Consider the following 25,878-nt stretch of genomic DNA (forward strand, 5'->3'; position numbering starts at 1 on the left):
CGCACGCTCGCGGGAACCGGTGTCACACCGGCAGCAGCTGGTCGATCACCGCGGCCAACTGCTTGGCGGACCGGCATTCGTGCATCGCGATGACATCTTGATAGCGCGGCACCGCCGAGTCGCCGCTGCCCCACAGATGCTTGGGCTCGGGATTCAGCCAGTGCGCGTGCCGGCTGGCGGTCACCATGTGGGACAGCAGCTCGATCTCCGGATTGCGGTAGTTGGTGCGACCATCCCCCAGCACCAGCAGTGAGGTGCGCGGGGAGAGCACGTTGGGGAACGCCTGCACGAACGACGCAAACGCGTTGCCGTAGTCGGAATGGCCATCGCGACTGTAGACGCCCGACTCCCGGGTGATCCGCTGGATGGCCACGGCGAGGTCAGCTTCCGGGCCGAACATGTGAGTCACTTCGTCGGTGGTGTCGATGAACGCGAACACACGAACGCGCGAGAACTGTTGGCGCAGAGCATGTACCAACAGCAGGGTGAAATGACTGAACCCGGCGACCGAGCCGGAGACGTCGCACAGCACCACCAGTTCCGGCCGCGCCGGGCGCGGCTTGGCCAGCACCACGTCGATCGGCACGCCGCCGGTGGACATCGACTTGCGCAGCGTCTTGCGGAGATCGATCGTCCCGGCCCGGGTGCGTCGTCGGCGGGCGGCCAGCCGGGTCGCCAGTGTTCGGGCCAGCGGCGCCACCACTCGGCGCATCTGGCGCAGCTGCTCACCGGAGGCGCGCAGGAATTCAACGTTCTCGGAAAGCTGTGGAATGCCGTACATCTGGACGTGATCGCGGCCCAGCTGCTCCGCGGTGCGCCGCTTGGTCTCGGCGTCGACCATCTTGCGTAACTGGGTGATCCGCTGTGCGGCAAGCGCTTTGGCGATCTCCTCCTGGGTGGGAGTGGGCTCGTCACCGTACGTGGCGAGCAGCCCCGCCAGCAGTTTGCCCTCGAGTTCGTCCAGCGCCATCGCCTTGAGCGCCTGATAGGACGAGAAGGACGGGCCACGGCTGGAACTGTATTTTCCGTAGGCCTCGACGATCCTGGCGATCATCGCGACCAGGCGCTCGTCCATGTCGGCGAGATCAGGGTTTTCGGCCAGCAGATCCAGCAGCATCTGGCGCATCGCCTCGACGTCGTCGGGCGGCAACGCGTTGTCGTCTTGCGGGCCGTCGGCCTCGTCGCCGGTGACCACCGCGCGGGCGCCCAGCGCCGCCGGGAACCACAGGTCGAACATGGCGTCATACGTCTCACGGTGATCCGACCGGCGCAGCACCGCGCAGGCGACGCCCTCGCGCAGTACCTCGCGGTCACTCAGGCCGAGGGTGGCCATCACCCGGCCGGCATCCACCGTCTCCGACGGGCCGACCGAAATCCCCGCCCCGCGAAGCGCTTCCACAAAGCCGACCAGGTGACCGGGCAGCCCGTGCGGGGCGAGCGGCCGGGAGGGTCGGATGCGGCGGGCGGCCATGGCGGTCTTCCTAGTTCAGCCGGAGCTCGCCGGTTGCGCGCTGCTGGTCGGATTGATGTTTGAGGACCACGCCCAGCGTGGCGGCGACGACGGCGTCGTCGATGGTGTCCAGGCCCAGCGCGAGCAGCGTGCGGCCCCAGTCGATGGTCTCGGCGATGGACGGGACTTTCTTGAGTTGCATGCCGCGCAGCACGCCGATGATGCGCACGAGCTCCTCGGCCAGATGTGCGGGCAGCTCGGGGACCCGCGACAACAGGATGCGGCGTTCCAGGTCGGGACTGGGAAAGTCGATGTGCAGGAACAGGCAGCGACGCTTGAGCGCCTCGGACAGTTCGCGGGTGGCGTTGGAGGTCAGCACCACCAGCGGTGTGCGCTCGGCGGTGATCGTGCCCAGTTCGGGGACCGTCACCGCGAAGTCCGACAACACCTCCAGCAGCAGGCCCTCGATCTCGATGTCGGCCTTGTCGGTTTCGTCGATGAGCAGCACCGTGGGCTCGGTGCGCCGGATGGCGGTCAGCAGCGGACGCTGCAGCAGGAATTCCTCACTGAACACGTCATCTTTGGTCTGATCCCAGTCCCCCGATCCGGCCTGGATGCGCAAGATCTGCTTGGCGTGGTTCCACTCGTAGAGCGCGCGAGCCTCGTCCACCCCCTCGTAGCACTGCAGGCGGACCAGGCCCGACCCGGTCGCCTGGGCGACGGCACGCGCCAATTCGGTCTTGCCCACCCCGGCAGGGCCTTCCACCAACAACGGCTTGCCCAGCCGGTCGGCCAGGAACACGGCCGTCGCGGTGGCGGTGTCGGGCAGGTAGCCGGTCTCGGCCAACCGCCGCGAGACGTCGTCGATGTCCTCGAACAGCGGCTTTGACCGGGCGGGCACACTCACAATCGGTTCTCCTAAAACACTTTTGAACGGGGTATCAGGCCGGACGTGTCTGTCCGTCGCCCCACGCAATCCATTTGGTCGAGGTCAATTCGGGTAGTCCCATGGGACCGCGGGCATGCAACTTCTGGGTGGAGATGCCGATTTCGGCGCCGAAACCGAACTGCTCCCCGTCGGTGAAGGCCGTGGACGCGTTCACCATCACCGCGGCCGCGTCGACACCGTCGGTAAACCGTTGCGCCGCAGCCATATTGGTTGTCACGATGGCCTCGGTGTGGCCGGTGCCGTATTCGTTGATGTGGGCGATCGCGGCGTCGATACCGTCGACCACCGCCACCGCGATGTCCATCGACAAGTACTCGCGCCGCAAGTCGTCCTCGCGCGCGTCCTGGGAAAAACCACCGTGCACCGTCACGCCGGCGTTTTCCAGGGCGCTCACCAACCGCGGCAGTGCCACGTCGGCGATCGTGGCGTCGACGAGCAGGGTCTCGGCGGCGTTGCAGACGCTGGGCCGACGCGTCTTGGAATTCAGCAGGACCCGCTCCGCCACGTCCAAATCGGCACCGTCGTGCACGTACACGTGACAGTTGCCGACCCCGGTCTCGATGGTGGGCACCCGCGCATCGCGGACGACCGCGTTGATCAGGTTGGCCCCACCGCGCGGAATCACCACGTCGACCAGGCCGCGGGCCTGGACCAGATGCGTCACCGTGGCGCGGTCGTCCGCGGAAAGCAGCTGAACCGCGTCGGCGGGCAGGTCCTCGCTGACCAGCGAGGCCCGCAACACCTGGACCAGCGCCTGGTTGGACCGCGTCGCCGATGAGCTGCCGCGCAACAGCACGGCGTTGCCGGACTTGAGCGCCAAACCGAACGCGTCGACGGTCACGTTGGGCCGGCCCTCGTAGATCATTCCCACGACGCCGAGCGGAACGCGCTGCTGCCGCAGCTGCAGTCCGTTCGGCAACGTGTAGCCGCGCAACACCTCCCCGACCGGGTCGGGGAGCCCGGCGACCTGGCGCAGGCCGGCGGCGATACCCTCAATGCGCTTGGTGTCCAACGCCAATCGGTCAAGCATCGCCGTCGGAGTGCCGGCGGCCCGGGCGGCCTCGACGTCTTCGGCGTTGGCCGACAGGATCAATTCGCCGTGGGCGGCAATCGCTTCGGCCGCCGACCGAAGCGCCTGGTCTTTGGCGACTGTCGGCAACAACGCCAGCACACGGGATGCGACCCGGGCGCGGCGGGCGGCGTCGTGCACCTCCCGGCGCAAGTCAGGCTCCCCCTGTTGGGCCGCTCCGCTGCGGAATGGTGCCTGCAGACTCATTGAACCAGGGTATCCGGCCGGAAAAGCCCGGGTGACGCGGCCCGTTCCAAGCCACGCTGGCGGCGACCCGCTTCACCCGGCTCCGCCGCGCTCGCGATCGCCCTAGCCCCGCTGGCGGCGACCCGCTTCACCCGGCTCCGCCGCGCTCGCGATCGCCCTAGCCCCGCTGGCGGCGACCCGCTTCACCCGGCTCCGCCGCGCTCGCGATCGCCGCTAGCCGACCCGCTCGCCGCGCCGGGCATTGCGCACCTTGCTGCGCCGCTCTTCGAGTATGTGGCCGAAGTTCTGCAGCAGCATCGGTGCACGCATCACCAGATGCTCGATGTGTTCTCGATCGATCTCCAGGGCGGTGACCTCTTCCAGCGCATACGCGCTGGCCAGGTTGGGTTGGCGAGTCAGCGCCGTCAGCCCCAGAAATGCACCCTCGGCCAGGGTGCTGATCGGCACGATCGTCCCGTCGACGGCGGTCGCGGTGAGTTGCACCCGGCCGGCGACCAAGAACGTCATCGCCGCGGGCACCTGCCCGACGTCCTCCACGATTTCGTCGGCGCCGTACCGGACGATCCGCGCCGAGGAGCGCAACGACCGCTGCTCTTCGGTGCTGAGCCGCAGGGCCGGTGCCACCACCGTGTGCAACGCATGCTCCACGCGTCCGACCGTCGAGAAGTCGTCGTCGGCGTCGTCGAGGTGCAAACCCTCCCGTCGCGCCGCGTACCAGGCCCACCGCAGGAACGTGGCCGTCGCGGCGCCGGCGTCAGCGGGCGAGTCCAGCCCGATCGCCGTGCGGTAGTCGCCGGCGCCCACGGGCACCGAACGGGGCACGCTGCCGGGCTTGAGCTGCGGCAGCGCACGCGCCACCCGTGACAACATCGCGCACACCCGGTCGGGCGCGTCGGCAGTCGAGAAGGTCGTCGTTATCGCCACTTTGTGCGGCCCGGGGGGCCGGCTGAGATTGGTGAACGAGGTGGTGGCCAGCGCCGCGTTCGGCATGATCCGGATTCCGCTGCCGGTGTCGATGTGCACGGCACGCCAGTTCACCTCGACGACCCGTCCGCGCGCGGTGCCGGTGTCCAGCCAATCGTCGATCCGGAACGGCTGCTCGAACAGCATGAACAGGCCCGAGACGATCTGGCCGACGGAGTTCTGCAGCATCAGACCGATGACGACCGATGTGACACCCAACGCGGTGAACACACCGCCGATCCGCACACCCCAGATGTACGACGACATCACCGCTAGGCCGACGCAGATCAGCGCTATCCGGGTGACATCGATGAAGATAGTGGGAAGCCTTTTGCGCCAGCTCTTTTCGGGTGCGCCTTCGAACACGGTCGCGTTGAGCCCGGACAGCAGCAGCACCACCACCAGCAGGCCGAACACGGTGGTGAGGATTCGCACCGGTATGTCGCCGGCCGGAATCCCCGAGGCCTGGACCAGGAGCAGCAACAGCGCACCGAGCGGCAGCAGGTAATTGCGCAGCAGCGCGACCTGCCTGGCCAGTGGGCTTTGCCGGCGCAGCAACGCGTCGTGCAGTTCGGTGAGCAGGATCATCCCGATCGGTAATCCGATCGCGATACCAACCGCCCAGTAGAACCACGGCGAGCCGAAGACGTTCATCAGCGCTCCAGCAACCGGTAGATCGCCTGATCGGTCCCGCCGACCGAAATCGTGCCCGCCGCAGTGAACTGCCGAACGTCGCGCATCGCCTCATACACCTGCGAGCTGACATAGATGCCGGGCTGCGGCGAGCCGCTGTGCATTTGGTAGGCGAGACTCACTGCGCCGCCCCACATGTCATAGACAAGGCTGGAGCGGCCCACCAGGCCGCTGACGACGTTGCCGGTGTTGACGCCGACGCGCAGGCCCAGCTGATGGCTGCCCTGGCTGTTGAACCGATCGATGATGCGGCCGATTTCGAGGGCGAAGTCAACGGCGCGGTGAATGCTGTCCAGTCGGGGGGTGACGACCCCGCAGCTGGCGAGATACCCGTTGTGGAACGTGCGGATCCGTTCGACGCCAAGGGATTCGGCGGCCGAATCAAACTGCCGGAACAGTTCGTCGACGGTGCCGACCAATTCGGCTTCCGGCATCTGGGTGGAGAGTTCGTCGAGGCCGACGATGTCGGCGTAGACGATGGCGACATCCTGATGTTTCTGGGCGATGGTTTCTTCGCCCTCGCGATAACGTTGCAGCACCGACTCGGGCATCAACGCCAGCATCAGGCGGTCGTTCTCGCGGCGCTGCTCGTTGAGTAGCTCCTCCTTGATCGCCAGGTTTCGGCTCATCTCATTGAAAGCGGCCGTGAGATCGCTGATTTCGTCGCGCGACCCCACCGGGATGTTGATGTCGTAGTCGCCGGAGCTGATCTTGCGGGTGCCCTCCTCGAGGCGCCGGACCGGGCGTACCGCCGCCTGAGCGACGAACATCGAGGCCACGCAGATGGCGAAAATCATTGCCGTGACCGCAATGACGAGGTTCTTACTGAAGCGGCCCAGCCGCGCAAAAGCATCGGAGTTGTCGCGAGTGGCCAGGATCGACCAGTGCAGATCGGAGTTGGGTATGTTCAACGGCGCGTAGGCTTCCAATTCTCTGTTGCCCGTGTAATCGGTGGCGCTGATGACGCCGCTCTCCCCACGTTGGGCAGCGCGCAGACCGGCCGTCGGAACCGGCTGCACCAACGTGGTGCCACCCAGGCGAAGCGCCCGGTCCACAACGTCGGGCGGGGTGCCGGCCTCGATGGCCTCGTGCCGGTATCGCTTCGGGTCTTCGATGAATACCCTTGAATCGGAACGCATCAAGTCGTCCGGGCCCGCCAGGTAGGTCTCAGTGGCCGGTCCCATCCCCGCAGCGTCCCAATGTTTGTTGGCGGTCATGATCGCGTTGATCTTCCCGACCGGCACCGGCAGGGCCATGACCCCTTCGAATTTGCCGTTCATGCCGACCGGCGATACCACCCACGCCGTGGGGGTGTCGAGTTGCGGCTGATACTGCTGGAAGTCGGTGATCCAGACGAAGTCGACATCGTTGGACGCCATGGCTTTTTCGTAGGCACCGCGCAGGTTGGATCCGCGATACGGACCGGTGAGAATGTTGGTCCCCAGATCTGGGCCCTTCATGACGCTGTAAACCACATTGCCCTGCATGTCCAGCAGGAGCGCATCACGGTAATCGAAGCGGGTGACGATGCCGCGCATGAAAAAGTCGAAGCGGGCATTGGCGGCCGACCAGGCGCTGCCGTCGCCGGCGTCCTCGGCGGGCGGCGAGTCAGGGCTCGGCCTGGGCGCCGCGGTGTAGTACGCCTGAAGGTATTTCTGCGCGTTGGAACTCGGCATGACGGCCTTGAGATCGATCGCGCTGCCGGTGACCTGTTTGATCGGTTTGATCATGTCGTTCTCGTAGTAATTGACCAGAGACCGCTCTTGGGCGGGAGTGATGTTCGCGTTGGCCAATTGGGCAAAGCCGGCGGTGAGGTTCGCCGTTGCTTCGTTGATGCCGAAACCGTCGCTCAGCACGATCAGCGAATTCGTCATCTCCCTGAACAGTGCCTGCACCGCCCGCTTCTGGGACTCGCGCATCTCGACCAACCGCTCGGATTCGACTTGCCGCAACGCGGTGCGGCCGGACACGGCTCCGATGAGACCGATCACCGCGACGCCCAAGATGCTCGACAGCAGCATGGTGATCAGGATCTTGGATTGGATGCCGAACCGGAAACGGCTGCGCAGCGGGCGCGTACGCTTTGCGGACTGGTGAGCCGGGGCGGGATCGATGTGGGGTGCGGCATCGGTTAGCTCGCTCGTCGTCAATTGCCTGCCCCTCTTCCGGGATCCAGCACCCCTAACGCAGCAGACTAGCGCGCGGACACCGAGATATTGAGCGTTTGCCGTGATGCGATTGGACATCGAAAACGCTGGTGGCCCGCGTGTGCATTGCCATCCCGGCGCGACTACCGTCGGGCGGCATGGCCGGGGTCTGTGTAGTGGGTAGCGTGAACATCGATCTGTCGCTGGGCGTGGACGCCCTGCCGCGGCCCGGCGAAACGGTGTTGGCGTCGTCATTGACACAGACCCCCGGCGGCAAGGGCGGCAATCAGGCGGTGGCGGCGGCGCGTGCGGGTGCGCGCGTGCAGTTCGTCGGGGCGGTCGGCGACGACGCCGCCGCCGGACAGTTGCGTGCCCACCTGCTGGCCAACGGCGTCGGGCTCGACGGGGCCGTCGAAATCCCCGGGCCGAGCGGCACCGCCATCGTCGTCGTCGATGCCAACGCCGAGAACACCATCGTGGTCGCGCCGGGAGCCAATGGGCGTTTCACGCTGGCCGACGACCGCGCGCGCGGTGTGGTCGCCAACTGCGATGTGATGTTGACCCAGCTAGAGATTCCGGTCGACACCGCGATCGCAGCGGCGCAACAGGCTCGTTCGGTCGGAGCGGTCGTCGTCGTGAACGCCTCACCGGCCGGTCAGGATCCCCGCTCATTGGGCGAGCTGGCGGCCACCGCCGACGTGGTGATCACCAACGAGGAGGAAGCCAATGAATGGCTTTGGCGTCCAATGCATTTGGTGGTTACCCTGGGTCCGCTCGGGGCCCGCTACGTTGGCGTCGACGGCGAGTATTCCGTGCCCTCCCCCGCGGTCGACGCGGTGGACACCACCGGGGCCGGTGACGTGTTCGCCGGCGTGCTGGCGGCGAACTGGCCACCCAATCCCGGCTCGCCGGATCAGCGTCGACTCGCGCTGCACCGCGCCTGCGCGGCGGGCGCGCTGGCGACGCTGGTTCCGGGCGCCGGTGATTGCGCACCGGACGCCGCGGCGATCGAAAAGGCGCGCCGGAGCGAGTCCTAGCCGCGCGGCCCGAACGCTAGTCTTCGGGGATTTCGCGTTCGATCTCGTCGAGCCAGATGCGCGCGGACATATCGGACGGGGCGCGCCAGTCCCCCCGCGGCGACAGCGCACCCCCGTGCGACACCTTGGGGCCATTGGGCAAGGCCGAGCGTTTGAACTGGCTGAACGAATAGAATCGCTGCACGAACACCTGCAACCAGTGCCGAATTTCCTTGAGCGAGTATGACGGTCGCTTGCCTTCCGGAAAGCCCGGCGGCCAGTTGCCCTGCTCGGGATCGCTCCACGCATGCCACGCAAGGAACGCGATCTTCGACGGCCGGAATCCAAAGCGCAACACGTGGAACAGGGAAAAGTCCTGCAGCGCGAACGGGCCCACTTTCGCCTCGCTGCTCTGCAGCTCTTCCTCTTCGCCGCTGGGGACCAGCTCCGGCGTGATCTCGGTGTCGAGCACCGACTGCAGCACGTCGCTGACCTCCGGCTCGAACTGCTCCGATGAGATCACCCAGCGGATCAAATGCTGAATCAGCGTCTTGGGCACGCCGCCATTGACGTTGTAGTGCGACATCTGGTCGCCGACACCGTATGTCGACCAGCCCAGGCCCAGTTCGGAAAGGTCGCCGGTGCCCAGCACGATGCCGCCGCGCTGGTTGGCCAGCCGGAACAGGTAGTCGGTGCGCAAACCGGCCTGGACGTTTTCGAAGGTGACGTCATAGACCTTCTCGCCGCGCGCGAAGGGGTGATCGATCTCCTTGAGCATCAGCGCCGCGGTCTCACGGATATCGATCTCGGAGAACGTCACACCCAGGGCTCGGCACAGCTCGATCGCGTTGCGCTTAGTGCGCTCCCCGGTCGCGAAGCCGGGCAGCGTGAACGCCAGAATGTCGCCGCGCGGCCGTTGTTCGCGGTCCATCGCGCGGGCGGCGACGATCAATGCGTGCGTCGAGTCCAGTCCGCCGGAGATCCCGATGACGACCTTCGGATAATCCAAAGCGCGCAAACGCTGTTCGAGGCCGGCGACCTGGATGTTGTAACCCTCGAAGCAATCCTGCTCCAGCCGTTGCGGGTCCGCGGGAACGAAGGGGAAGCGCTCGATCTCACGCCGCAGTCCGATGTCGCCGTCCGGTGGATCCAGCCGGAACTCGATGCGCCGGAAAGATTCCGCCGTCGTCCGGTGGTGGCGCCGGTTGTCGTCGAAGGTGCCCATCCGGAGTCGTTCCGCGCGAAGTAATTCGATGTCGATGTCGGCGATGCTGCGTCGCTCCCCTTTGGGGAAGCGCTCGGACTGCGCCAGCAGCACACCGTTCTCGAACACCATGGTCTGACCGTCCCAGGCCAGGTCGGTCGTCGACTCGCCTTCGCCGGCAGCGGAATAGACGTAGGCGGCCAGGCAGCGCGACGACGCCGAACGGGCCAGCAGGCAGCGGTCCTCGGCGCGGCCGATCGTGATCGGGCTACCGGACAGGTTGGCCAGCACCGTCGCACCCGCCAACGCGGCTTCCGAGCTGGGTGGAATCGGCACGAACATGTCCTCGCAGATCTCCACGTGCAGCACGAAGCCGGGCAGGTCGGAGGCGGCGAACAGCAGATCGGGGCCGAAAGGCACCTCGACGTCGACGCCCCTGAGGCGGATGGTGCCGCGCTCGTCGTCTCCCGGCGCGATTTGGCGGCGCTCGTAGAACTCGCGATAGGTGGGCAGGTACGACTTTGGCGCCACCCCGAGTACCACGCCGCGATGGATGACCACGGCGGCGTTGTAGATGCGGTGCCGGTGGCGGACCGGGGCGCCGACCACCAAAACCGGCAACAACTCGGCCGAGGACGCGACGATGTCCGCGATGGCCCTCTCGACGTCGTCGAGCAACACGTCTTGCAAGACGATGTCTTCGATGGAATACCCGGACAACGTCAGTTCCGGGAACACGGCCAGCGCTACGCCGTCGTCGTGGCACGCGCGGGCCAGCCGCAAGACCGACTCGGCATTCGCGGCCGGGTCACCGATGACGGTGTGGTGCGTGCACGCGGCGACGCGGGCAAAGCCCTGGCTGTAAGCGTTGTAAAAGTCCATCGCCCTTCCATTGTCGCCTCGATGGTGTCAACTCCTCACCGCCGGGTATCCCCGACCGATGAGCGACACTGCTGTCCTGGTGGTCGACATGATGAATGCATATCAACATCCCGATGCTCAAGATCTAATACCCAATGTCGAGAAGATGATCGAGCCTTTGACCGATTTGGTCCGGCGGGCACGTGAATCCGGCGACGTCGACCTGGTGTACGTCAACGACAACTACGGCGATTTCACCGCCGAGTTCTCCGGAATCGTCCGCTCGGCGCTCGACGGCGCGCGGCCCGATCTGGTGAAGCCGATCGTGCCCCGGGAAGGCGGCCGCATGATGACCAAGGTCCGCCACAGTGCCTTCTATTCGACGGCGCTGGCGTACCTGCTCGGCCGGCTGGACACCAAGCGGTTGGTCATCACCGGCCAGGTCACCGAGCAGTGCATCCTCTACACGGCCCTGGACGCTTACGTGCGGCACTTTCCCGTCGTGATCCCGACGGATGCGGTCGCCCACATCGACCCCGACCTGGGCGCGGCGGCGTGCACGATGATGCAGCAGAACATGTCCGCCGAACTCACGACCGCGGCGGCCTGCCTCGGCTCGGCTTGATCGTCCTCCTCCTCAGGGCCCGCGCGCGGGCCGCGTCGCCGCGGGACGGATCCCTACCCTGAGAGGGTGACCGTCGCCCGCGCAGAATCCCCGGAACTGGTCACGCTGCTCGCGGGGCGCAGGATCGCGGTGCTGACGGGCGCGGGCATCTCCACCGATTCCGGCATCCCCGACTACCGTGGGCCCGATTCGCCGCCGAGCAATCCCATGACCATCCGCCAGTTCACCGGCGACGCGGCGTTTCGGCAGCGGTACTGGGCGCGCAACCACGTCGGTTGGCGGCACATGGACGACACGCTGCCCAACGCGGGGCATCGGGCGCTGGCCGCGCTCGAGGACGCGGCGGTGGTCACCGGGGTGATCACCCAGAACGTCGATCTGCTGCACACCAAGGCGGGCAGCCGAAACGTCATCAACCTGCACGGCACCTACGCGCGGGTGGTCTGCCTGACCTGCGGCCACACCATGAGCCGCGTCGCGCTGGCCGAGCGGCTGGAGGCGCTCAACCCCGGATTCACCGAGCGCGCCGAAGCGATCGGCGGGCTGGCGGTGGCTCCCGACGCCGACGCCGTCGTCGCCGATACCGCGTCGTTCCGCTATCTCGACTGTGTGCGCTGCGCCGGCATAGTCAAACCCGACATTGTCTATTTCGGCGAAAACGTTCCCAAAGACGTTGTGGCAGGGGCGTATAGGATGGTCGATCAGGCCGACGCGCTGCTGGTCGCCGGGTCGTCGCTGACCGTGTTCTCCGGCTATCGATTCGTGCGGCACGCCGCCGCGCTGGGCATCCCGGTCGCCATCGTCAACCGCGGCGCGACGCGCGGCGACGAGCTAGCCACCGTCAAGGTCGACGGCGGGTGCTCCGAACTGCTGGCGCTGTTGGTTGGCGAGCTGGCCTAGAAGGTACAGGGCATGGCGCGGATGCCGTGGATGAAGTTGCCCGCCAGGTACTCCGGATTGCCGGCCTCGAAATCGGGCAGCTGTCGCAGCAACTCACCGAAGATGGCGCGCAGCTGCGCCCGGGCCACATGTGTCCCCAGACAGTAATGCTGTCCGCCGCCACCGAAACCGACGTGCGGGCTGGGGTCTCGGCTCAGGTCGAATCGATCCGGTTGGTCGAACACCGCTTCGTCCCAGTTGCCGGATGCATAGAACATCGCCACCTTCTCCCCCGCGCCGATGGTCTGGCCGCCCAACTCGAAATCCGTTGCGGCGGTTCGACGGAAGGTCATCACCGGGGTGGCGTAGCGGATGAATTCCTCGACCGCCGTACCGATGCGGCTATCGAAATCTTCGGCCAGCCATGCTCGTTGCTCCGGAAAGTCGGTGAGGGCCTTGAGCGCGTGGCTGGTGGTTTGGCGGGTGGTGTCGTTGCCGGCCACGGAGAGCAGCACGAAAAATGCGGCCACGTCGGCGTCGGTCAGTCGATCGCCGTCGACGTTGGCGTTCACCAGGCTGCTGAACAGGTCGTCGCCGGGGTGGTCGCGTCGCTGGGCGGCCAGCGCGCCCGCAACTTGATGCAGATACATCACGTTTTCGAACATGACTTCCATCGGGTCGCGGCCGGCGAGATAGACCGGGTCGTTTGTCGACACCAGGGCGTCGGCGGCGTGTGCGACCGACTCGCGCTCGGAGTCCGGAATCCCCATCATGTCCGACAGCGTGCGCAGCGGCAGTTCCTTGGCGCAGTGCTCGACGAAATCGGCTCCGCTGCCAGCGGCCCTCAGCTCCTCGACGATGGTCTTGGCGTTCGCCTTGATGGAGTCTTCGATGCGGCGCACCTGTCGCGGGGTGAACGCGGCGGTCGCCAGCTTGCGCAGCTTGGTGTGCCGCGGCGCGTCCATCGCCAGGAAGGACTGCGTCGATTCGAGCACCTCCTCGGGATAGCTCTCGAACATCACTCCCTTGCCGGACAGGAACACCTCGTGGGTGCGGCTGACCGTGACGATGTCGGCGTGCCGGGTGATCGCCCAGAAGCCCGGATCGTCGGGATCCGTCAGCGCGGCTTCTTCCACCGGCGGATGCCAGCTCACGGGGCGCTCGGCGCGCAGCACGGCGAACGAGCGTTCCCGATCCGCCGCGGTCGTGGACCAAAACGCCCGCGAGGACAGGTCGATCTCGTCGTAGGCGCGGCCGGACGCCTCGGCCCCGGGTGTTCCCGTCATCACAGCCATGGTGGGCGATCCTCTCTTGTATGACCCCGGTCACAAACTGTAAGCGACACTATGCCTAGACAGTACGTCTAGTCAAGGTGTCAAAACCTCGGCTATGCTCGCCACATGCCGTCGCTCACCCGTAAGCCGCCGGGCCACCGAAGCGTGGGCCGCGAGCAGCGGCGCGAGCAGATGGAGCGCCGGCTGTTGGACGCCACCGAGCGGCTGATGCGTGACGGCGCGAGCTTCACCGAGCTGAGCGTGGATCGGCTCTCGGGCGAAGCGGGCATCTCCCGCGCCAGCTTCTACATCTACTTCGAGGACAAAGGCCATCTGCTTCGCCGTCTCGCGGGCCAGGTGTTCGGCGATCTGACCGACGGCGCGCGGCGCTGGTGGACCGTGGCCGGGCGCCACGACCCCGACGATGTGCGAACGGCGATGAGCAGCATCATCGCCACCTATCGACGCCATCAAGCTGTGCTGGTCGCGCTCAACGAGATGGCCGCCTACGACCCGGCGACGGGGGAAACGTATCGCGATCTGCTGACCGGCATCTCCGAGCAGCTCACCCGCGTCATCGAAGAGGGCCAGGCCGACGGCTCGATCCGCCCAGAGTTGGCTGCGCTAACGACCGCCAGCGCGCTGACCTGGATGGTCGAGCGCGCCTGCCAGCAGAACTTACCGGCACAGCCGCCCGACTACGACACCGAGATGGCCGCCACCCTCGCCGAGATTGTTTGGGGCGCACTGTATCTCACGCCACTTTCGGCGAGTCGACAGTAGCGCGAGCCCTATACCGCCACCAGGTCGTCGGCGTGCACGGCGGGTCTGCGCAGCTCGCCGGGCAGCTCGCTCGTTGAGCGTCCCATCATCGTGACGAGTTCCGTCGCGTCGTAGGCGACGACGCCGCGGGCCACCATCGCCGCGTCCGGCCCGCACAGTTCGACGACGTCGCCGCCGTAGAACCGGCCCGTCACCGCGGTGATCCCCGCGGGCAACAGCGAGCGGCGCTGCCCCACCACGGCGCGTACCGCCCCCTCGTCCAGGATCAGCGCGCCCGCCGCCTCGGCGGCGTAACGCACCCAGAACCGCCGCGCCGACATCCGAACGCGCCGCGCGGCGAACACCGTGCCGACCGACGCGTCGGTAAGCGCGGTCGCGGCGTCACCCGCGGCGGCCAGCAGCACCGGCACACCGGCGTCGGCGGCCAGCAGCGCAGACGACATCTTCGAGGTCATACCGCCGGTGCCCAAATCACTGCCCGGCCCGGCGATCACGCCGACCAGATCCGCCGAGTCCGCTACCTCCGGGATGAACCGCGCGCCTTCGGTTTTGCGCGGATCGGAGTCGTAGAGCCCATCGATATCCGACAACAACACCAGGGCCTCGGCGCCGACCAGGTGGGCCACCAGCGCCGAAAGCCGGTCGTTGTCGCCGAACCGGATCTCGTTGGTGGCCACCGTGTCGTTTTCGTTGACGATCGCGACCGCGTGCAGGGCACGCAGCCGATCCAGCGTGCGCTGAGCGTTGGTGTGCTGGGCCCGCATCGAGATGTCGTGGGCGCTCAGCAGCACCTGCCCGACCGTGCGGCCGTAGTGGGCGAACGCGGCGCTCCACGAATTCACCAGCGCGACCTGACCGACGCTGGCCGCGGCCTGCTTCGTCGCCAAATCCCTAGGGCGACGGGACAATCCAAGCGGCTCGATGCCGGCGGCGATGGCACCGGAGGACACGATGACGACGTCGGTCCCCGCTTTCATCCGCGCCTCGATCGCGTCGGCGAGCCCCGCCAGCCGGCCGGCGTCGAACATCCCGGCCGGCGTCGTCAACGCGTTCGTACCCACCTTGACCACCAGGCTGCGAGCGTTCCGGATGGCGTCGCGGTGCTCAGTCACGGGCGCCGCTCCTCCGCATCGCTGCGCTCTGCATCGTCGCCGGCGCGGCGCTGGCGCCGGGCGGCCTTACGCTCCGCGGCGCCGATGCGATCGGTGCGCTCGAGCCGCGCGTCGGTTCCCCGGCCCGATAGCGCAACCTGTTGTCCTGCAGGCGTTTGCGGCTCCCAATCGAACGTCATGTCGCCGATGGTCACTTCGCATCCGGGTCGCGCACCCAGCCGCAGCAGTTCCTCTTCGACCCCGAGGCGCGCCAGCCGGTCGGCGAGATATCCCACGGCCTCGTCGTTGTCGAAGTTGGTCTGGCGCACCCAGCGCTCGGGTCGCGCACCGCTGACCACGAAGCCGCCCGGCTGCTGGGGATCCGGCTCAACGCGAAAGCCGCTGTCGTCGACGGGGACCGGGCGAATCACCGGACGTCGCGCCACGATCTGCGGCCGCGCTGCGTTGTAGTCCGCAATCATCTTCCACAGCCCAAAGATCAATGGCTGCAGCCCTTCTCGTGCGACCGTCGACACCAGGAATACCGGCCAGCCGCGCTCGGCGATATCGTCAAGGACGAATTCGGCGAGCTCGCGCGCCTCGGGAACGTCGATCTTGTTGAGCACCACCGCGCGGGGCCGCTCGGCGAGATCACCCAACGTCGCATCCCCTTGCAGGGTGGGCGTATACGCGGCGAGTTCGGCCTCCAACGCGTCGATATCGGAGATCGGGTCCCGGCCCGGTTCCGCGGTGGCACAGTCGACGACATGCACCAGCACGGCGCATCGCTCGATGTGCCGGAGGAACTCCAGGCCCAGGCCGCGGCCCTGCGAGGCACCGGGGATCAGGCCGGGAACATCGGCGACCGTAAAGGTGTGCTCGCCCGCCGACACGACGCCGAGATTGGGCACCAGCGTGGTGAACGGGTAGTCGGCGATCTTGGGTTTGGCCGCCGAGATGGCCGACACCAACGACGATTTGCCGGCGGAGGGGAAACCGATCAGGCCGGCATCGGCGACGGTCTTGAGTTCCAGCGTCAGGTCCCGGGTTTCGCCCTGCTCGCCCAGCAGCGCAAAGCCGGGGGCCTTGCGTGCGCGCGAGGCGAGCGCGGCGTTGCCCAGGCCGCCGCGACCACCCGCGGCGGCTTCGAAGCGGGTGCCCGCGCCGACCAGGTCGGCCAGCAGCCGGCCGGCTCCGTCCAGGACGACGGTTCCGTCGGGCACTTTGACTTCCAGGTCGGCGCCCGCGGCACCGTCGCGGTTGTTGCCCATCCCCTGTTTGCCCGACGGCGCGGTGACATGCGGATGGAAATGGAAGTCCAGCAGGGTGTGGACCTGCGGATCGACGACGAAGACGATGCTGCCGCCGCGGCCGCCATTGCCGCCGTCGGGGCCGCCCAGCGGCTTGAACTTTTCGCGATGGACCGAGGCGCAGCCGTTACCCCCGGAACCGGCGCGCGCATGGATGACGACGCGGTCGACGAACCGAGGCATCGTGGTCCTCTCACCCGTCTCGCTCGCCGAACGTGCGGCTACTGCGAGAATTGCCTCGAATTATCGCAGTGGGCGCACGCTCGCGCGCTCAGTCGGTGGTTTGCCCGGCCGCGACGATGTTGACCGTCTTGCGGCCGCGCTTGATCCCGAACTCGACGGCGCCGGCTTCCTTGGCGAACAACGTGTCGTCGCCGCCGCGCCCGACACCGACGCCCGGGTGGAACTTGGTGCCGCGCTGCCGGACGATGATCTCGCCGGCCTTGACGACCTGGCCGCCGAATCGCTTCACACCCAGCCGCTGCGCGGCGGAATCGCGACCGTTGCGCGAGCTGGAAGCGCCCTTCTTGTGTGCCATGTCTTCGCCTTCGCTACTTGATACCGGTGACCTTCAGGACCGTCAGCTGCTGACGGTGTCCCTGACGCTTGTGGTAACCGGTCTTGTTCTTGAACTTGTGGATACGGATCTTGGGGCCCTTGGTGTGCTCGAGCACCTCGCCGGTGACCGCGACCTTGGCCAGCGCTGCCACATCGGTGGTCACCTTGGCACCGTCCACCACCAGGGCGACGGGCAGCGACACGTTCGAACCCGGCTCAGAGTCGAGCTTCTCGACCTTGACCACGTCCCCAACGGCGACCTTGTACTGCTTGCCGCCCGTCTTGACGATTGCGTAGGTCGCCATCGTTGCTCTGCTCCTTCTCCTAGCCGCCGCTCGGCGCGTCGCGCGCGAACCAGCCGCGGTGCACGTGGTGGGTCTGGGTTGCGGGCCTGTGCCGATTCCCCGGGAGTCCCGCTGCCGCCGGCCGAAGTTTTCCTCGCCCGGCCTGACGACAACTGTCCAAGGGTACGTGACCAGCGGCTACAGGGTCAAACCGGACGCGGCCGGGTTTTCAGCGCTCAGTCCGCGTGGATCGGCGGGCCGGCCGGCCGGCCCGCCGCGCGTCTGCGCCTGGGGCGACCGGAGACCGAGCCGCCCTGGCCCGCCCCGGCAGAGCCCTGCCCAGCGTCGCCGTCGTCGGAATCGTCGGAGTCCTCGCTGTCCAGGTCGTCGTCGTCTAGTTCGAGATCCTCGTCATCGTCGCCCAGGTCTTCCTCGTCGTCGAGGTCGTCGTCGTCGTCATCCTCGTCGTCGTCGTCCGAGTCGTCGTCGTCATCATCCTCGTCGTCATCCTCGTCGTCGTCGTCCGAGTCGTCGTCGTCATCCTCGTCGTCGTCATCGTCCGAGTCGTCGTCATCGTCCGAGTCCTCGTCGTCCGAGTCCTCGTCGTCATCGTCCGAGTCCTCGTCGTCCGAGTCCTCGTCGTCGGTGTCGTCGAAGTCCTCCTGGTCGGTGTCCGCGATGTCCTCGTCGCGGGCCGCCTTCTTCTGGTCGAACTCGTCGGTGACGTCCTCGGTGGCCTCGTCGGACTCGTCGTCGTCGGATACCGCCTGCGTGGACGAACCGGCCGCCATCGCCTTGAACATCGGGTGCTCGCCGGGCGAGTGGGCCGGCACCTTGGCCACCACCGGCTCCTCAACCTTGCTCTTCTTGCGCCGGCCGCGGCGGCCCCCCGACTCGGACTTGCGACCGTTCGACGAGGCCGAATCCACCGGGTCGGTGTGCAGCAAGATCCCGCGGCCGCCACAGTTCGGGCAGGACGTCGAGAAGGCCTCGACCAGCCCGGTGCCCAACCGCTTGCGGGTCAGCTGGACCAAACCGAGCGAGGTCACCTCGGACACCTGATGGCGGGTGCGGTCACGGGCCAGCGCCTCGGTGAGCCGGCGCAGCACCAAATCACGGTTCGACTCCAGCACCATGTCGATGAAGTCGATGACCACGATGCCGCCGATGTCGCGCAGCCGCAGTTGGCGCACGATCTCCTCGGCCGCCTCGAGGTTGTTCTTGGTGACCGTCTGCTCGAGGTTGCCCCCGGACCCGGTGAACTTGCCGGTGTTGACGTCGACCACGGTCATCGCCTCGGTCCGGTCGATCACCAGCGTGCCGCCCGAGGGCAACCAGACCTTCCGGTCCATCGCCTTGGCCAGCTGCTCGTCGATCCGGTGCACCGCGAACACATCCGGTCCGCCCGAACCGTCCGGCCCGGTCGCGGGCTCGTACTTGTTCAGCTTCGAAACCAGGTCGGGCGCAACGGAATTCACGTATTCGTTGATGGTGTTCCAGGCCTCGTCACCGGACACCACCAGGCCGGCGAAGTCTTCGTTGAACAGGTCGCGGATGACCTTGACGAGCACGTCGGGCTCTTCGTAGAGGGCTACCGCGGCGCCGGCGGCCTTCTCCTTGATCTCGATCGCCTTGGCCTCGATTTCATGCCAGCGCTCCTGCAGGCGGGTGACATCGTTGCGGATGTCGTCTTCTTTGACACCCTCGGACGCGGTCCGGATGATCACCCCCGCGTCGGACGGCACCACCTCGCGCAGGATCTCTTTGAGACGCTGGCGTTCGGTGTCGGGCAGCTTGCGGCTGATCCCGGTCGACGAGGCGCCCGGCACGTAAACCAGGTAGCGGCCGGCCAGCGACACCTGCGTGGTGAGCCGCGCGCCCTTATGCCCCACCGGGTCCTTGCTGACCTGGACGACGACATAGTCGCCGGGTTTGAGCGCTTGTTCGATCTTGCGGTCAGATCCGCCCAGTCCGGCGGCTTCCCAGTTGACCTCGCCGGCGTAGAGCACGCCGTTGCGGCCGCGGCCGATGTCGACGAAGGCCGCCTCCATCGAGGGCAGCACGTTCTGCACGATCCCGAGGTAGACGTTGCCCACCAGGGAGGCCGACGCGGCCGAGGTGACGAAGTGCTCGACGACGATGCCGTCCTCGAGTACCGCGATCTGGGTGTACCGCGAACCTTGGTGCGGCGGCTCACTGCGGACCCGGTCGCGGACGACCATGACACGTTCGACGGCCTCGCGGCGGGCCAAGAATTCGGCCTCGGTCAGCACCGGGGGGCGTCGCCGCCCGGCGTCGCGGCCGTCTCGGCGCCGTTGCCGCTTGGCCTCCAGCCGAGTCGAGCCGTCGATGCCCTTGATCTCGCTGCTCGAACTACTGCCGGAGCCGTCGCCGCCGTTCTTGCCGCTGCGGGGCGGCCGCTCGTGCACCACCGTGTTGGGCGGGTCGTCGGGCGATGGCCCCTCGTCGTTGTCGTCGCCCGATGCGGATTTCCGGCGCCGGCGCCTGCGGCGGCGGCGATTGCCACCATCCGACGAACCGTCGTCACCGCCGTCGGAGTCGTCACCGTCGTCGGAATCTTCGTCGTCGGTGTCGTCGGAATCGGAGTCGGACTGGGCGCCCCTCCTGCCCCGGCCCTGCGGTTCGTCGTCGTCACCGCCGTCGTTTTGGCCCTCGGGTCCGCCCTGCTCGCCGCGTCCGCGACCGCGGCCACGGCGGCCGCGTCGGCGCCGTCGGTTCGACGGCCGATCGGCCTGCTCGTCGTCGTCGCTGTCGGAATCGTCGGAGTCGGCGCCCTCGTCGGTGCCGCTCTCATCGTCGCTGTCGAGCGGCTGCGGTGCGACGAAGAGCGGCATGTAATGCGGTCGCTCGGCGGCGTTGTCGGGGGTCTCCAGCATCAGCCGCGATTCGGGCTCATCGGCGTCCTCGCCGCCGCCGGTGCTCTCGGGGCTTTCCCGGGGTAGGGCGGCCAGCAGGTCACGCACCCGCACCGCGTCGGCGCGGTCCACGGTGGAATGTGCGCTGCGAATCCGCCCATCCAGCGCGCTGAGCGCGTCCAGCACCCGCTTGCTGGTGGTTCCCAGCGTTCGAGCCAGCGAATGAACCCTCAACCGGTCGGGAAGGTCCTCGGGCCGGGTCGATTCTTCTGATGGGTCTGCAGTTGGTGCACCGTCTACCACGTATTCTCCTCAAGCCCCCGGGCGCGTCTTTGCGACGCGGCCACGCGAGGGCTTCGCTATGGGCCCGGGTCACTTCTCCCGGGCTTGTGATGGTCTCGCCCCGAGCGGCTCAGGTGAGAACCCACTCGGCGCCGTGCTGAATGACGGCCTGACATGCAGCAAACCAAGGCGACGGGGCTATGGTCGCGCTTGTTCAAGTCTTCATTCGGGTGTCTGACGCCGGTCCGGCGACGTTCACCCGAGATCAGTATCCCACATCACGCAGCGGCCCAACCCACACCTGATGCAGCCCGATTGGGCGAACACCGGTCAGCACGGCGCCGTGGGACCGATCGTCGCAGCTCTAGGCGTCGGGAAACCAGAGCGCGATTTCTCGCTTCGCGGACTCGATCGAATCCGAGCCGTGCACCAGATTGAACTGGGTCTCCAGCCCGAAATCGCCCCGGATCGTGCCGGGGACCGCCTTCTCGACCGGGTCGGTACCACCCGCGAGCTGCCGAAACGCCGCGATCGCCCGCGGCCCCTCCACGATGGCCGCCACCACCGGCCCCGAGGTGATGAACTCCAGCAACGGCTCGAAGAATGGCTTGCCCTCGTGTTCGGCGTAATGCTGGGCGGCGAGGTCCTGGCTGACGTGCCGGAGTTCCAGCGCGGCGATGGTGAGGCCTTTTCGCTCGACCCGGCCGATGATCTCCCCCACCAGCTGTCGCTGGACGCCGTCCGGCTTGATCAGTACCAATGTCCGTTCGGTCACGGCGGACAGCGTACATAACCAGGTGGCGACGCGGCGGGTCAGCACCGCGGGCCTACCCCTGTCTGCGCCGAACCTCGGCCCGGAAGTAGGCAATCAGGGCCCACAGCCCGGTGAAGAGCACGCCGATGAACCCCACCCCGGGGTACACGGCGAAGCCGGCGAGCAGGATCACCTGCACGCCCAGGTTGGCCCAGATGGCCCAGGGTTTGCGCTGCACCCCGGCCAGCAGGATCAGCAGTACGGCCAGGCCGACCAGATAGGTCAGCGACGCCGTCGTCAGGCCGCCGCCGACCGCGCCCACCACCGGTATCGCCAGCAGCACCACGATGGCCTCGAGGATCAGCGTCAAAGCCATCACCGCGCCGAAGCTGCGCCAGGGGTCGGCGGGTGGCGTCGGGCCCGGCTGCTCGGGGTTCTGGGGTGGGTCCGGTTGGGTCATTGCGGATCACGCCCGAACAGAGTGCGCGCCGCACCGGCGGTGACGACCGAGCCGGTGATGACGATGCCGGTTCCGGAGAAGTCTTCAGCGTGCCCACCGAGTGCGGCGTCGTCGACCAGCGCGGTCGCGACGTCGATGGCGTCGCGCAGGTTCTCGGCGGTGCTCACCCGGTCGGGTCCGAACCGCTCGCGCGCCGCCAAGGCCAGCGACTCGACGTCGAGCGCGCGCGGGGACCCGTTGTGGGTCACGACGACGGTGTCGAACACCGGCTGCAGGGCGGCGAGGATGCCGTCGACGTCCTTCTCGGCGAGCACGCTGAGCACCCCGACGAGATAGCGGAAGTCGAACTCGCCGGCCAGCGTCTGCGCCAGCGCGGCCGCGCCGGCGGGATTGTGCGCGGCGTCGATGAACACCGTGGGCGCGCTGCGCATCCGCTCCAGCCGGCCGGGGCTGGCGACCGCGGCGAAACCGGCCCGGACGGCCTCGACGTCGAGTTGACGCTGCGCGCCGGCGCCGAAGAAGGCCTCGACCGCCGCCAGCGCCAGCGCGGCGTTGTGCGCCTGGTGTTCGCCGTGCAGCGGCAGGTAGACGTCGGAATACACGCCCCCGAGTCCCTGCAGCACCAGCACCTGTCCGCCGATAGCGACCTGGCGGTCCACGACGGCGAACTCCGAATCCTCGCGGGCCACCGCGGCATCGGCTTGCACGGTTTGGGCCAACAACACTTCCATCACTTCGGGCGCCTGGCGCGCGATGACCGCGACGGTGTCCGGTGCGCCCTCCGGCGCCCTGGTGATGATGCCGGCCTTCTCCCCGGCGATGCCGGCGAGGTCGTCGCCCAGGTATTCGACGTGGTCGATGGCGATCGGGGTGATGACCGCTACCGGCGCGTTGACGACATTGGTGGCATCCCAACGCCCACCCATCCCCACCTCGACCACGGCGACGTCGACGGGGGCGTCGGCGAACGCGGCGAACGCCATCGCGGTCAACACCTCGAACTTGCTCATCGCCGGTCCACCGGCGGCTTGCGATTGCGCGTCGACCATCTGCACGAACGGCTCGATCTCGCGGTAGGTCGCCACGTACTGGGCCGGGCTGATCGGCGTGGCATCGATCGAGATGCGTTCGACCGCCGACTGCAGGTGGGGGCTGGTGGTGCGCCCGGTGCGCCCGTGCAGCGCGGTGATCAGCGCGTCAACCATGCGGGCCACCGAGGTCTTGCCGTTGGTGCCCGCGACGTGGATCGACGGGTAGGCGAGTTGCGGTGTACCCAACAGGTCCATCAGCGCGCTGATGCGGGTCAGGCTCGGCTCGATTTTGGTCTCGGGCCAGCGTTGGTCCAGCAGATGCTCGACCTGCAACAAGGATGCGATCTCGTCCGGGGTGGGAACCGCGCCGGGAACTTCGGGGTCCTCAGCCCACTCGGGCGGCTTGGTCATCGCATCCCGGCTAGCCGCGCGTTGATCCGCTCGGTTTCCTCCTGGGCCAGGCGTTGACGGTCCCGGATCTTGTCGACAACGTTTTGCGGGGCCTTGCCCAAGAAGTCCTCGTTGGCCAATTTGGCGGTGGTCGACGCCAGCTCCTTGTGCGCCGCGGCCAGATCCTTTTCCAGCCGGCGACGCTCGGCGGCGACGTCGATGGTGCCGGAGGTGTCCAGTTCGACGACGACGGTGCCACCGCTGAGCCTGACTTCCACGGATGCCGACGGGTGGAATTCCGGCCCGGCGGCGGTGAGCCACGCCAGCGACGTCACCGCGCTCACCTGGGTGCGCAGATCGGATTCCTCCACACCGGTCATCCGGGCCGGCACCTTCTGACGGTCCGCCAGGCCTTGATCGCTGCGGAACCGGCGAACCTCGGTGACCAATTTCTGCATATCGGTAACCCGCTGTGCGGCAACCTGATCGAGGCTCATCCCGGACGACTGGGGCCAGTCGGCGATTACCAGCGACTCTTGTCGGGTCTCATCGTTGGTCAGCGCCTGCCAGAGGGCCTCGGTGATGAACGGGATCACCGGGTGCAGCAACCGCAGCAGGGTGTCCAGCGCCACCGCCAACACGGCCGTCGTGTGCGCGACCCCCTCGGCGAGTTGCGTCTTGGCCAGTTCGACGTACCAGTCGCAGAATTCGTCCCACGCGAAGTGGTAGAGCGCCTCGCAGGCGCGGCTGAACTCGTAGTTGTCAAACGCCGAATCGACTTCCGCGCGAACCTCTTCCAGTCGCCCGAGGATCCATCGGTCGGCATCGGTGAGCTCGGCCGGCGGGGGCACGGGCGCCAGCTGAGCGCCGTTGAGGAGCGCGTAACGGGTGGCGTTGAACAGCTTGGTGCAGAAATTGCGCGACGCCCGGACGTGGTCCTCGCCGATCGCCAGGTCGCCACCGGGGCTGGCGCCGCGGGCCAGCGTGAACCGCAGGGCATCGGCGCCGAAGATTTCCACCCAGTCCAGCGGGTCGATGACGTTGCCTTTGGACTTGCTCATCTTGCGGCCGGACTCGTCGCGGATCAGCCCGTGCAAAAAGACATCGGTGAACGGCACCTGCGGGCCGCGGCGGCCGTCCAGGGTGATGGCGTCGTCGTCGCCAACGAAGGTCCCGAACATCATCATCCTGGCCACCCAGAAGAACAAGATGTCGTAACCGGTGACCAGAACGCTTGTCGGATAGAACTTTTCGAGCTCCGGGGTCTTCTTCGGCCAGCCCAAGGTGGAAAACGGCCACAGCGCAGAGGAGAACCAGGTGTCCAGGACGTCGGGGTCCTGCTCCCAGCCTTCCGGCGGCGTTTCGTCGGGGCCCACGCAGCGCTGTTCGCCGTCCGGCCCGTACCAGATCGGGATGCGATGGCCCCACCACAGCTGCCGCGAGATGCACCAGTCGTGCATGTCGTCGACCCAGGCGAACCACCGCGGTTCCAGGGTGGCCGGGTGAATCACGGTGTCGCCATTGCGCACCGCGTCACCGGCGGCCTTGGCCAGCGATTCCACCCGGACCCACCACTGCAGCGACAGCCGCGGCTCGATCGGCTCGCCACTGCGCTCGGAGTGTCCGACGCTGTGCAGGTAGGGTCGCTTCTCCTCGACGACCCGGCCTTCGGTCGCCAGGGCTTCGCGCACCGCGACCCGGGCCTGGAAGCGGTCCATGCCGTCGAATTGCGTTCCGGTGTCGGTGATCCGCCCGCGGGTATCCATGATCGAGATCATCGGCAACTGATGGCGCAGGCCGATCTCGAAGTCATTGGGGTCATGCGCGGGTGTGACTTTGACTGCGCCGGTGCCGAATTCGGGATCCACATGCTCGTCGGCGACCACGATGAGCTGACGGTCCACAAACGGGTGCGGCAGGCTGGTGCCGACCAGGTGGCGGTAGCGATCGTCGTCGGGGTGTACCGCGATCGCGGTGTCGCCGAGCATCGTCTCCATCCGGGTGGTGGCGACCACGATGTGCGGTTGCGAGTCGTCCATCGAGCCGTACCGGAACGACACCAGTTCGCCCTCGACGTCTAGGTAATTGACCTCGAGATCCGAGATCGCCGTCTCGAGAATCGGCGACCAGTTGACCAGCCGCTCCGCTTGATAGATCAACCCGGCGTCGTAGAGCCGCTTGAAGATCGTGCGGACCGCCCGGGACAGGCCCTCGTCCATGGTGAACCGGTCGCGGCTCCAGTCCACCCCGTCGCCGAGCCGGCGCATCTGGCCGCCGATGGCACCGCCGGACTCACGCTTCCAGTCCCACACCTTCTCGACGAACAGCTCCCGGCCGAAGTCCTCTTTGCTCTTGCCGTCGACCGCAAGCTGCTTTTCCACCACGCTCTGCGTGGCGATACCGGCGTGGTCCGTGCCCGGCTGCCACAACACCTCATATCCCTGCATCCGCTTGCGGCGGGTCAGGGCGTCCATCATGGTGTGCTCGAGCGCATGACCCATGTGCAGGCTGCCGGTCACGTTCGGCGGCGGCAGCACGATCGAGTAGCCGGGCTTGCCGCTGGCCGGGTCCGCCGTGAAGTACCCCGCGTCCACCCACTTCTGGTAGATCGCGCTCTCGGCCGCAGCGGGATCCCACGACTTGGGCAGGTCGGTGGCGGGGCTGCGGCTGGCGGTCACCCGTCAATTCTAGGGAGCGCTGTTCACCCCCATGTAAGTGCCCG

Annotated in this window: 20 protein-coding genes; 4 read left to right on the plus strand and 16 right to left on the minus strand. The window is 67.4% G+C overall.

The window, feature by feature from the left end:
- Positions 1–22 precede the first annotated feature (22 nt).
- The 5 genes from EPN51_RS24025 to EPN51_RS24045 form a co-directional block, all read right to left on the minus strand.
- Positions 23–1,471: a VWA domain-containing protein gene (locus EPN51_RS24025; RefSeq protein WP_293047660.1), complete on the minus strand. Its 1,449-nt coding sequence runs from the start codon at positions 1,469–1,471 to the stop codon at positions 23–25.
- Positions 1,472–1,481: 10 nt separating this feature from the next.
- On the minus strand, positions 1,482–2,357 hold the full coding sequence (locus EPN51_RS24030) for a MoxR family ATPase (RefSeq protein ID WP_067256418.1): 876 nt from the start codon (positions 2,355–2,357) through the stop codon (positions 1,482–1,484).
- Positions 2,358–2,391: 34 nt separating this feature from the next.
- Positions 2,392–3,675 carry a glutamate-5-semialdehyde dehydrogenase gene (locus tag EPN51_RS24035; protein ID WP_293047664.1) on the minus strand — a complete coding sequence of 428 codons (1,284 nt, stop codon included), beginning with the start codon at positions 3,673–3,675 and terminating at the stop codon, positions 2,392–2,394.
- Between the two features lie 213 nt (positions 3,676–3,888).
- Entirely contained in the window at positions 3,889–5,292 is a 1,404-nt protein-coding gene (locus EPN51_RS24040; RefSeq protein WP_293047666.1) for a mechanosensitive ion channel family protein, read from the minus strand.
- Positions 5,292–7,481 carry an adenylate/guanylate cyclase domain-containing protein gene (locus EPN51_RS24045; RefSeq protein WP_293047668.1) on the minus strand — a complete coding sequence of 730 codons (2,190 nt, stop codon included), beginning with the start codon at positions 7,479–7,481 and terminating at the stop codon, positions 5,292–5,294. The genes EPN51_RS24040 and EPN51_RS24045 overlap by 1 nt, the downstream gene beginning before the upstream one ends.
- Positions 7,482–7,636: 155 nt before the next feature.
- Between EPN51_RS24045 and EPN51_RS24050 the strand changes: the two genes are divergently transcribed.
- Entirely contained in the window at positions 7,637–8,515 is an 879-nt protein-coding gene (locus EPN51_RS24050) for a ribokinase (protein ID WP_293047670.1), read from the plus strand.
- A gap of 16 nt (positions 8,516–8,531) precedes the next feature.
- On the opposite strand, the gene EPN51_RS24055 is transcribed toward EPN51_RS24050, so the two are convergent.
- Entirely contained in the window at positions 8,532–10,580 is a 2,049-nt protein-coding gene (locus tag EPN51_RS24055; RefSeq protein WP_293047672.1) for an NAD(+) synthase, read from the minus strand.
- A 58-nt stretch (positions 10,581–10,638) separates the two neighbouring features.
- On the opposite strand from EPN51_RS24055, the gene EPN51_RS24060 reads away from it, so the two are divergent.
- Both EPN51_RS24060 and EPN51_RS24065 read left to right on the plus strand, forming a co-directional pair.
- On the plus strand, positions 10,639–11,184 hold the full coding sequence (locus tag EPN51_RS24060; protein ID WP_293047674.1) for an isochorismatase family cysteine hydrolase: 546 nt from the start codon (positions 10,639–10,641) through the stop codon (positions 11,182–11,184).
- Between the two features lie 66 nt (positions 11,185–11,250).
- Entirely contained in the window at positions 11,251–12,084 is an 834-nt protein-coding gene (locus EPN51_RS24065; RefSeq protein ID WP_293047676.1) for an NAD-dependent protein deacetylase, read from the plus strand.
- Here EPN51_RS24065 and EPN51_RS24070 read toward each other — a convergent pair.
- Positions 12,081–13,358, minus strand: a complete 1,278-nt coding sequence (locus EPN51_RS24070) for a cytochrome P450 (protein WP_293047678.1) — start codon at positions 13,356–13,358, stop codon at positions 12,081–12,083. The two genes, EPN51_RS24065 and EPN51_RS24070, sit on opposite strands and share 4 nt — an antisense overlap.
- Positions 13,359–13,463: 105 nt before the next feature.
- Here EPN51_RS24070 and EPN51_RS24075 point away from each other — a divergent pair, with 105 nt between their 5' ends.
- Positions 13,464–14,120, plus strand: coding sequence for a TetR/AcrR family transcriptional regulator (locus EPN51_RS24075; RefSeq protein WP_293047680.1), 657 nt, complete (start codon positions 13,464–13,466; stop codon positions 14,118–14,120).
- Between the two features lie 8 nt (positions 14,121–14,128).
- Here EPN51_RS24075 and proB read toward each other — a convergent pair whose 3' ends face one another.
- The 9 genes from proB to EPN51_RS24120 all read right to left on the minus strand — a co-directional run bounded on the left by proB (position 14,129) and on the right by EPN51_RS24120 (position 25,834).
- Positions 14,129–15,232: a glutamate 5-kinase gene (gene proB / locus EPN51_RS24080; RefSeq protein WP_293047683.1), complete on the minus strand. Its 1,104-nt coding sequence runs from the start codon at positions 15,230–15,232 to the stop codon at positions 14,129–14,131.
- Entirely contained in the window at positions 15,229–16,704 is a 1,476-nt protein-coding gene (gene obgE / locus EPN51_RS24085; protein ID WP_293047686.1) for a GTPase ObgE, read from the minus strand. The genes proB and obgE overlap by 4 nt, the downstream gene beginning before the upstream one ends.
- Before the next feature lie 88 nt (positions 16,705–16,792).
- On the minus strand, positions 16,793–17,059 hold the full coding sequence (gene rpmA / locus EPN51_RS24090) for a 50S ribosomal protein L27 (RefSeq protein WP_064943816.1): 267 nt from the start codon (positions 17,057–17,059) through the stop codon (positions 16,793–16,795).
- A gap of 13 nt (positions 17,060–17,072) precedes the next feature.
- Entirely contained in the window at positions 17,073–17,384 is a 312-nt protein-coding gene (gene rplU / locus EPN51_RS24095; protein ID WP_293047689.1) for a 50S ribosomal protein L21, read from the minus strand.
- A gap of 215 nt (positions 17,385–17,599) precedes the next feature.
- Positions 17,600–20,542, minus strand: a complete 2,943-nt coding sequence (locus EPN51_RS24100; protein ID WP_293047690.1) for an Rne/Rng family ribonuclease — start codon at positions 20,540–20,542, stop codon at positions 17,600–17,602.
- Between the two features lie 343 nt (positions 20,543–20,885).
- The gene (ndk, locus tag EPN51_RS24105; RefSeq protein WP_293047693.1) at positions 20,886–21,296 is read right to left on the minus strand and encodes a nucleoside-diphosphate kinase; all 411 of its coding nucleotides are present in this window, start codon (positions 21,294–21,296) and stop codon (positions 20,886–20,888) included.
- A gap of 52 nt (positions 21,297–21,348) precedes the next feature.
- The gene (locus tag EPN51_RS24110) at positions 21,349–21,735 is read right to left on the minus strand and encodes a DUF4233 domain-containing protein (RefSeq protein ID WP_293047695.1); all 387 of its coding nucleotides are present in this window, start codon (positions 21,733–21,735) and stop codon (positions 21,349–21,351) included.
- Positions 21,732–23,177 (minus strand): folylpolyglutamate synthase/dihydrofolate synthase family protein, encoded by a 1,446-nt coding sequence (locus EPN51_RS24115; protein ID WP_293047697.1) that lies wholly within the window; start codon positions 23,175–23,177, stop codon positions 21,732–21,734. The genes EPN51_RS24110 and EPN51_RS24115 overlap by 4 nt, the downstream gene beginning before the upstream one ends.
- Positions 23,174–25,834 carry a valine--tRNA ligase gene (locus EPN51_RS24120; RefSeq protein WP_293047700.1) on the minus strand — a complete coding sequence of 887 codons (2,661 nt, stop codon included), beginning with the start codon at positions 25,832–25,834 and terminating at the stop codon, positions 23,174–23,176. Before EPN51_RS24120 ends, EPN51_RS24115 begins: the two co-directional genes overlap by 4 nt.
- Between the last annotated feature and the right edge of the window lie 44 nt (positions 25,835–25,878).

Origin of the sequence: Mycobacterium sp. (assembly GCF_004298145.1) — a bacterium.
Taxonomy (GTDB): domain Bacteria; phylum Actinomycetota; class Actinomycetes; order Mycobacteriales; family Mycobacteriaceae; genus Mycobacterium.

What these genes read in the sequence shown, in the direction of transcription:
- EPN51_RS24025 (WP_293047660.1), bottom strand. Translation starts at nt 1,471, where the DNA reads ATGGCCGCCCGCCGCATCCGACCCTCCCGGCCGCTCGCCCCGCACGGG.
- EPN51_RS24035 (WP_293047664.1), bottom strand. Translation starts at nt 3,675, where the DNA reads ATGAGTCTGCAGGCACCATTCCGCAGCGGAGCGGCCCAACAGGGGGAG.
- EPN51_RS24040 (WP_293047666.1), bottom strand. Translation starts at nt 5,292, where the DNA reads ATGAACGTCTTCGGCTCGCCGTGGTTCTACTGGGCGGTTGGTATCGCG.
- EPN51_RS24050 (WP_293047670.1), top strand. Translation starts at nt 7,637, where the DNA reads ATGGCCGGGGTCTGTGTAGTGGGTAGCGTGAACATCGATCTGTCGCTG.
- EPN51_RS24055 (WP_293047672.1), bottom strand. Translation starts at nt 10,580, where the DNA reads ATGGACTTTTACAACGCTTACAGCCAGGGCTTTGCCCGCGTCGCCGCG.
- EPN51_RS24060 (WP_293047674.1), top strand. Translation starts at nt 10,639, where the DNA reads ATGAGCGACACTGCTGTCCTGGTGGTCGACATGATGAATGCATATCAA.
- EPN51_RS24070 (WP_293047678.1), bottom strand. Translation starts at nt 13,358, where the DNA reads ATGGCTGTGATGACGGGAACACCCGGGGCCGAGGCGTCCGGCCGCGCC.
- EPN51_RS24075 (WP_293047680.1), top strand. Translation starts at nt 13,464, where the DNA reads ATGCCGTCGCTCACCCGTAAGCCGCCGGGCCACCGAAGCGTGGGCCGC.
- obgE (WP_293047686.1), bottom strand. Translation starts at nt 16,704, where the DNA reads ATGCCTCGGTTCGTCGACCGCGTCGTCATCCATGCGCGCGCCGGTTCC.
- rpmA (WP_064943816.1), bottom strand. Translation starts at nt 17,059, where the DNA reads ATGGCACACAAGAAGGGCGCTTCCAGCTCGCGCAACGGTCGCGATTCC.
- rplU (WP_293047689.1), bottom strand. Translation starts at nt 17,384, where the DNA reads ATGGCGACCTACGCAATCGTCAAGACGGGCGGCAAGCAGTACAAGGTC.
- EPN51_RS24110 (WP_293047695.1), bottom strand. Translation starts at nt 21,735, where the DNA reads ATGACCCAACCGGACCCACCCCAGAACCCCGAGCAGCCGGGCCCGACG.
- EPN51_RS24115 (WP_293047697.1), bottom strand. Translation starts at nt 23,177, where the DNA reads ATGACCAAGCCGCCCGAGTGGGCTGAGGACCCCGAAGTTCCCGGCGCG.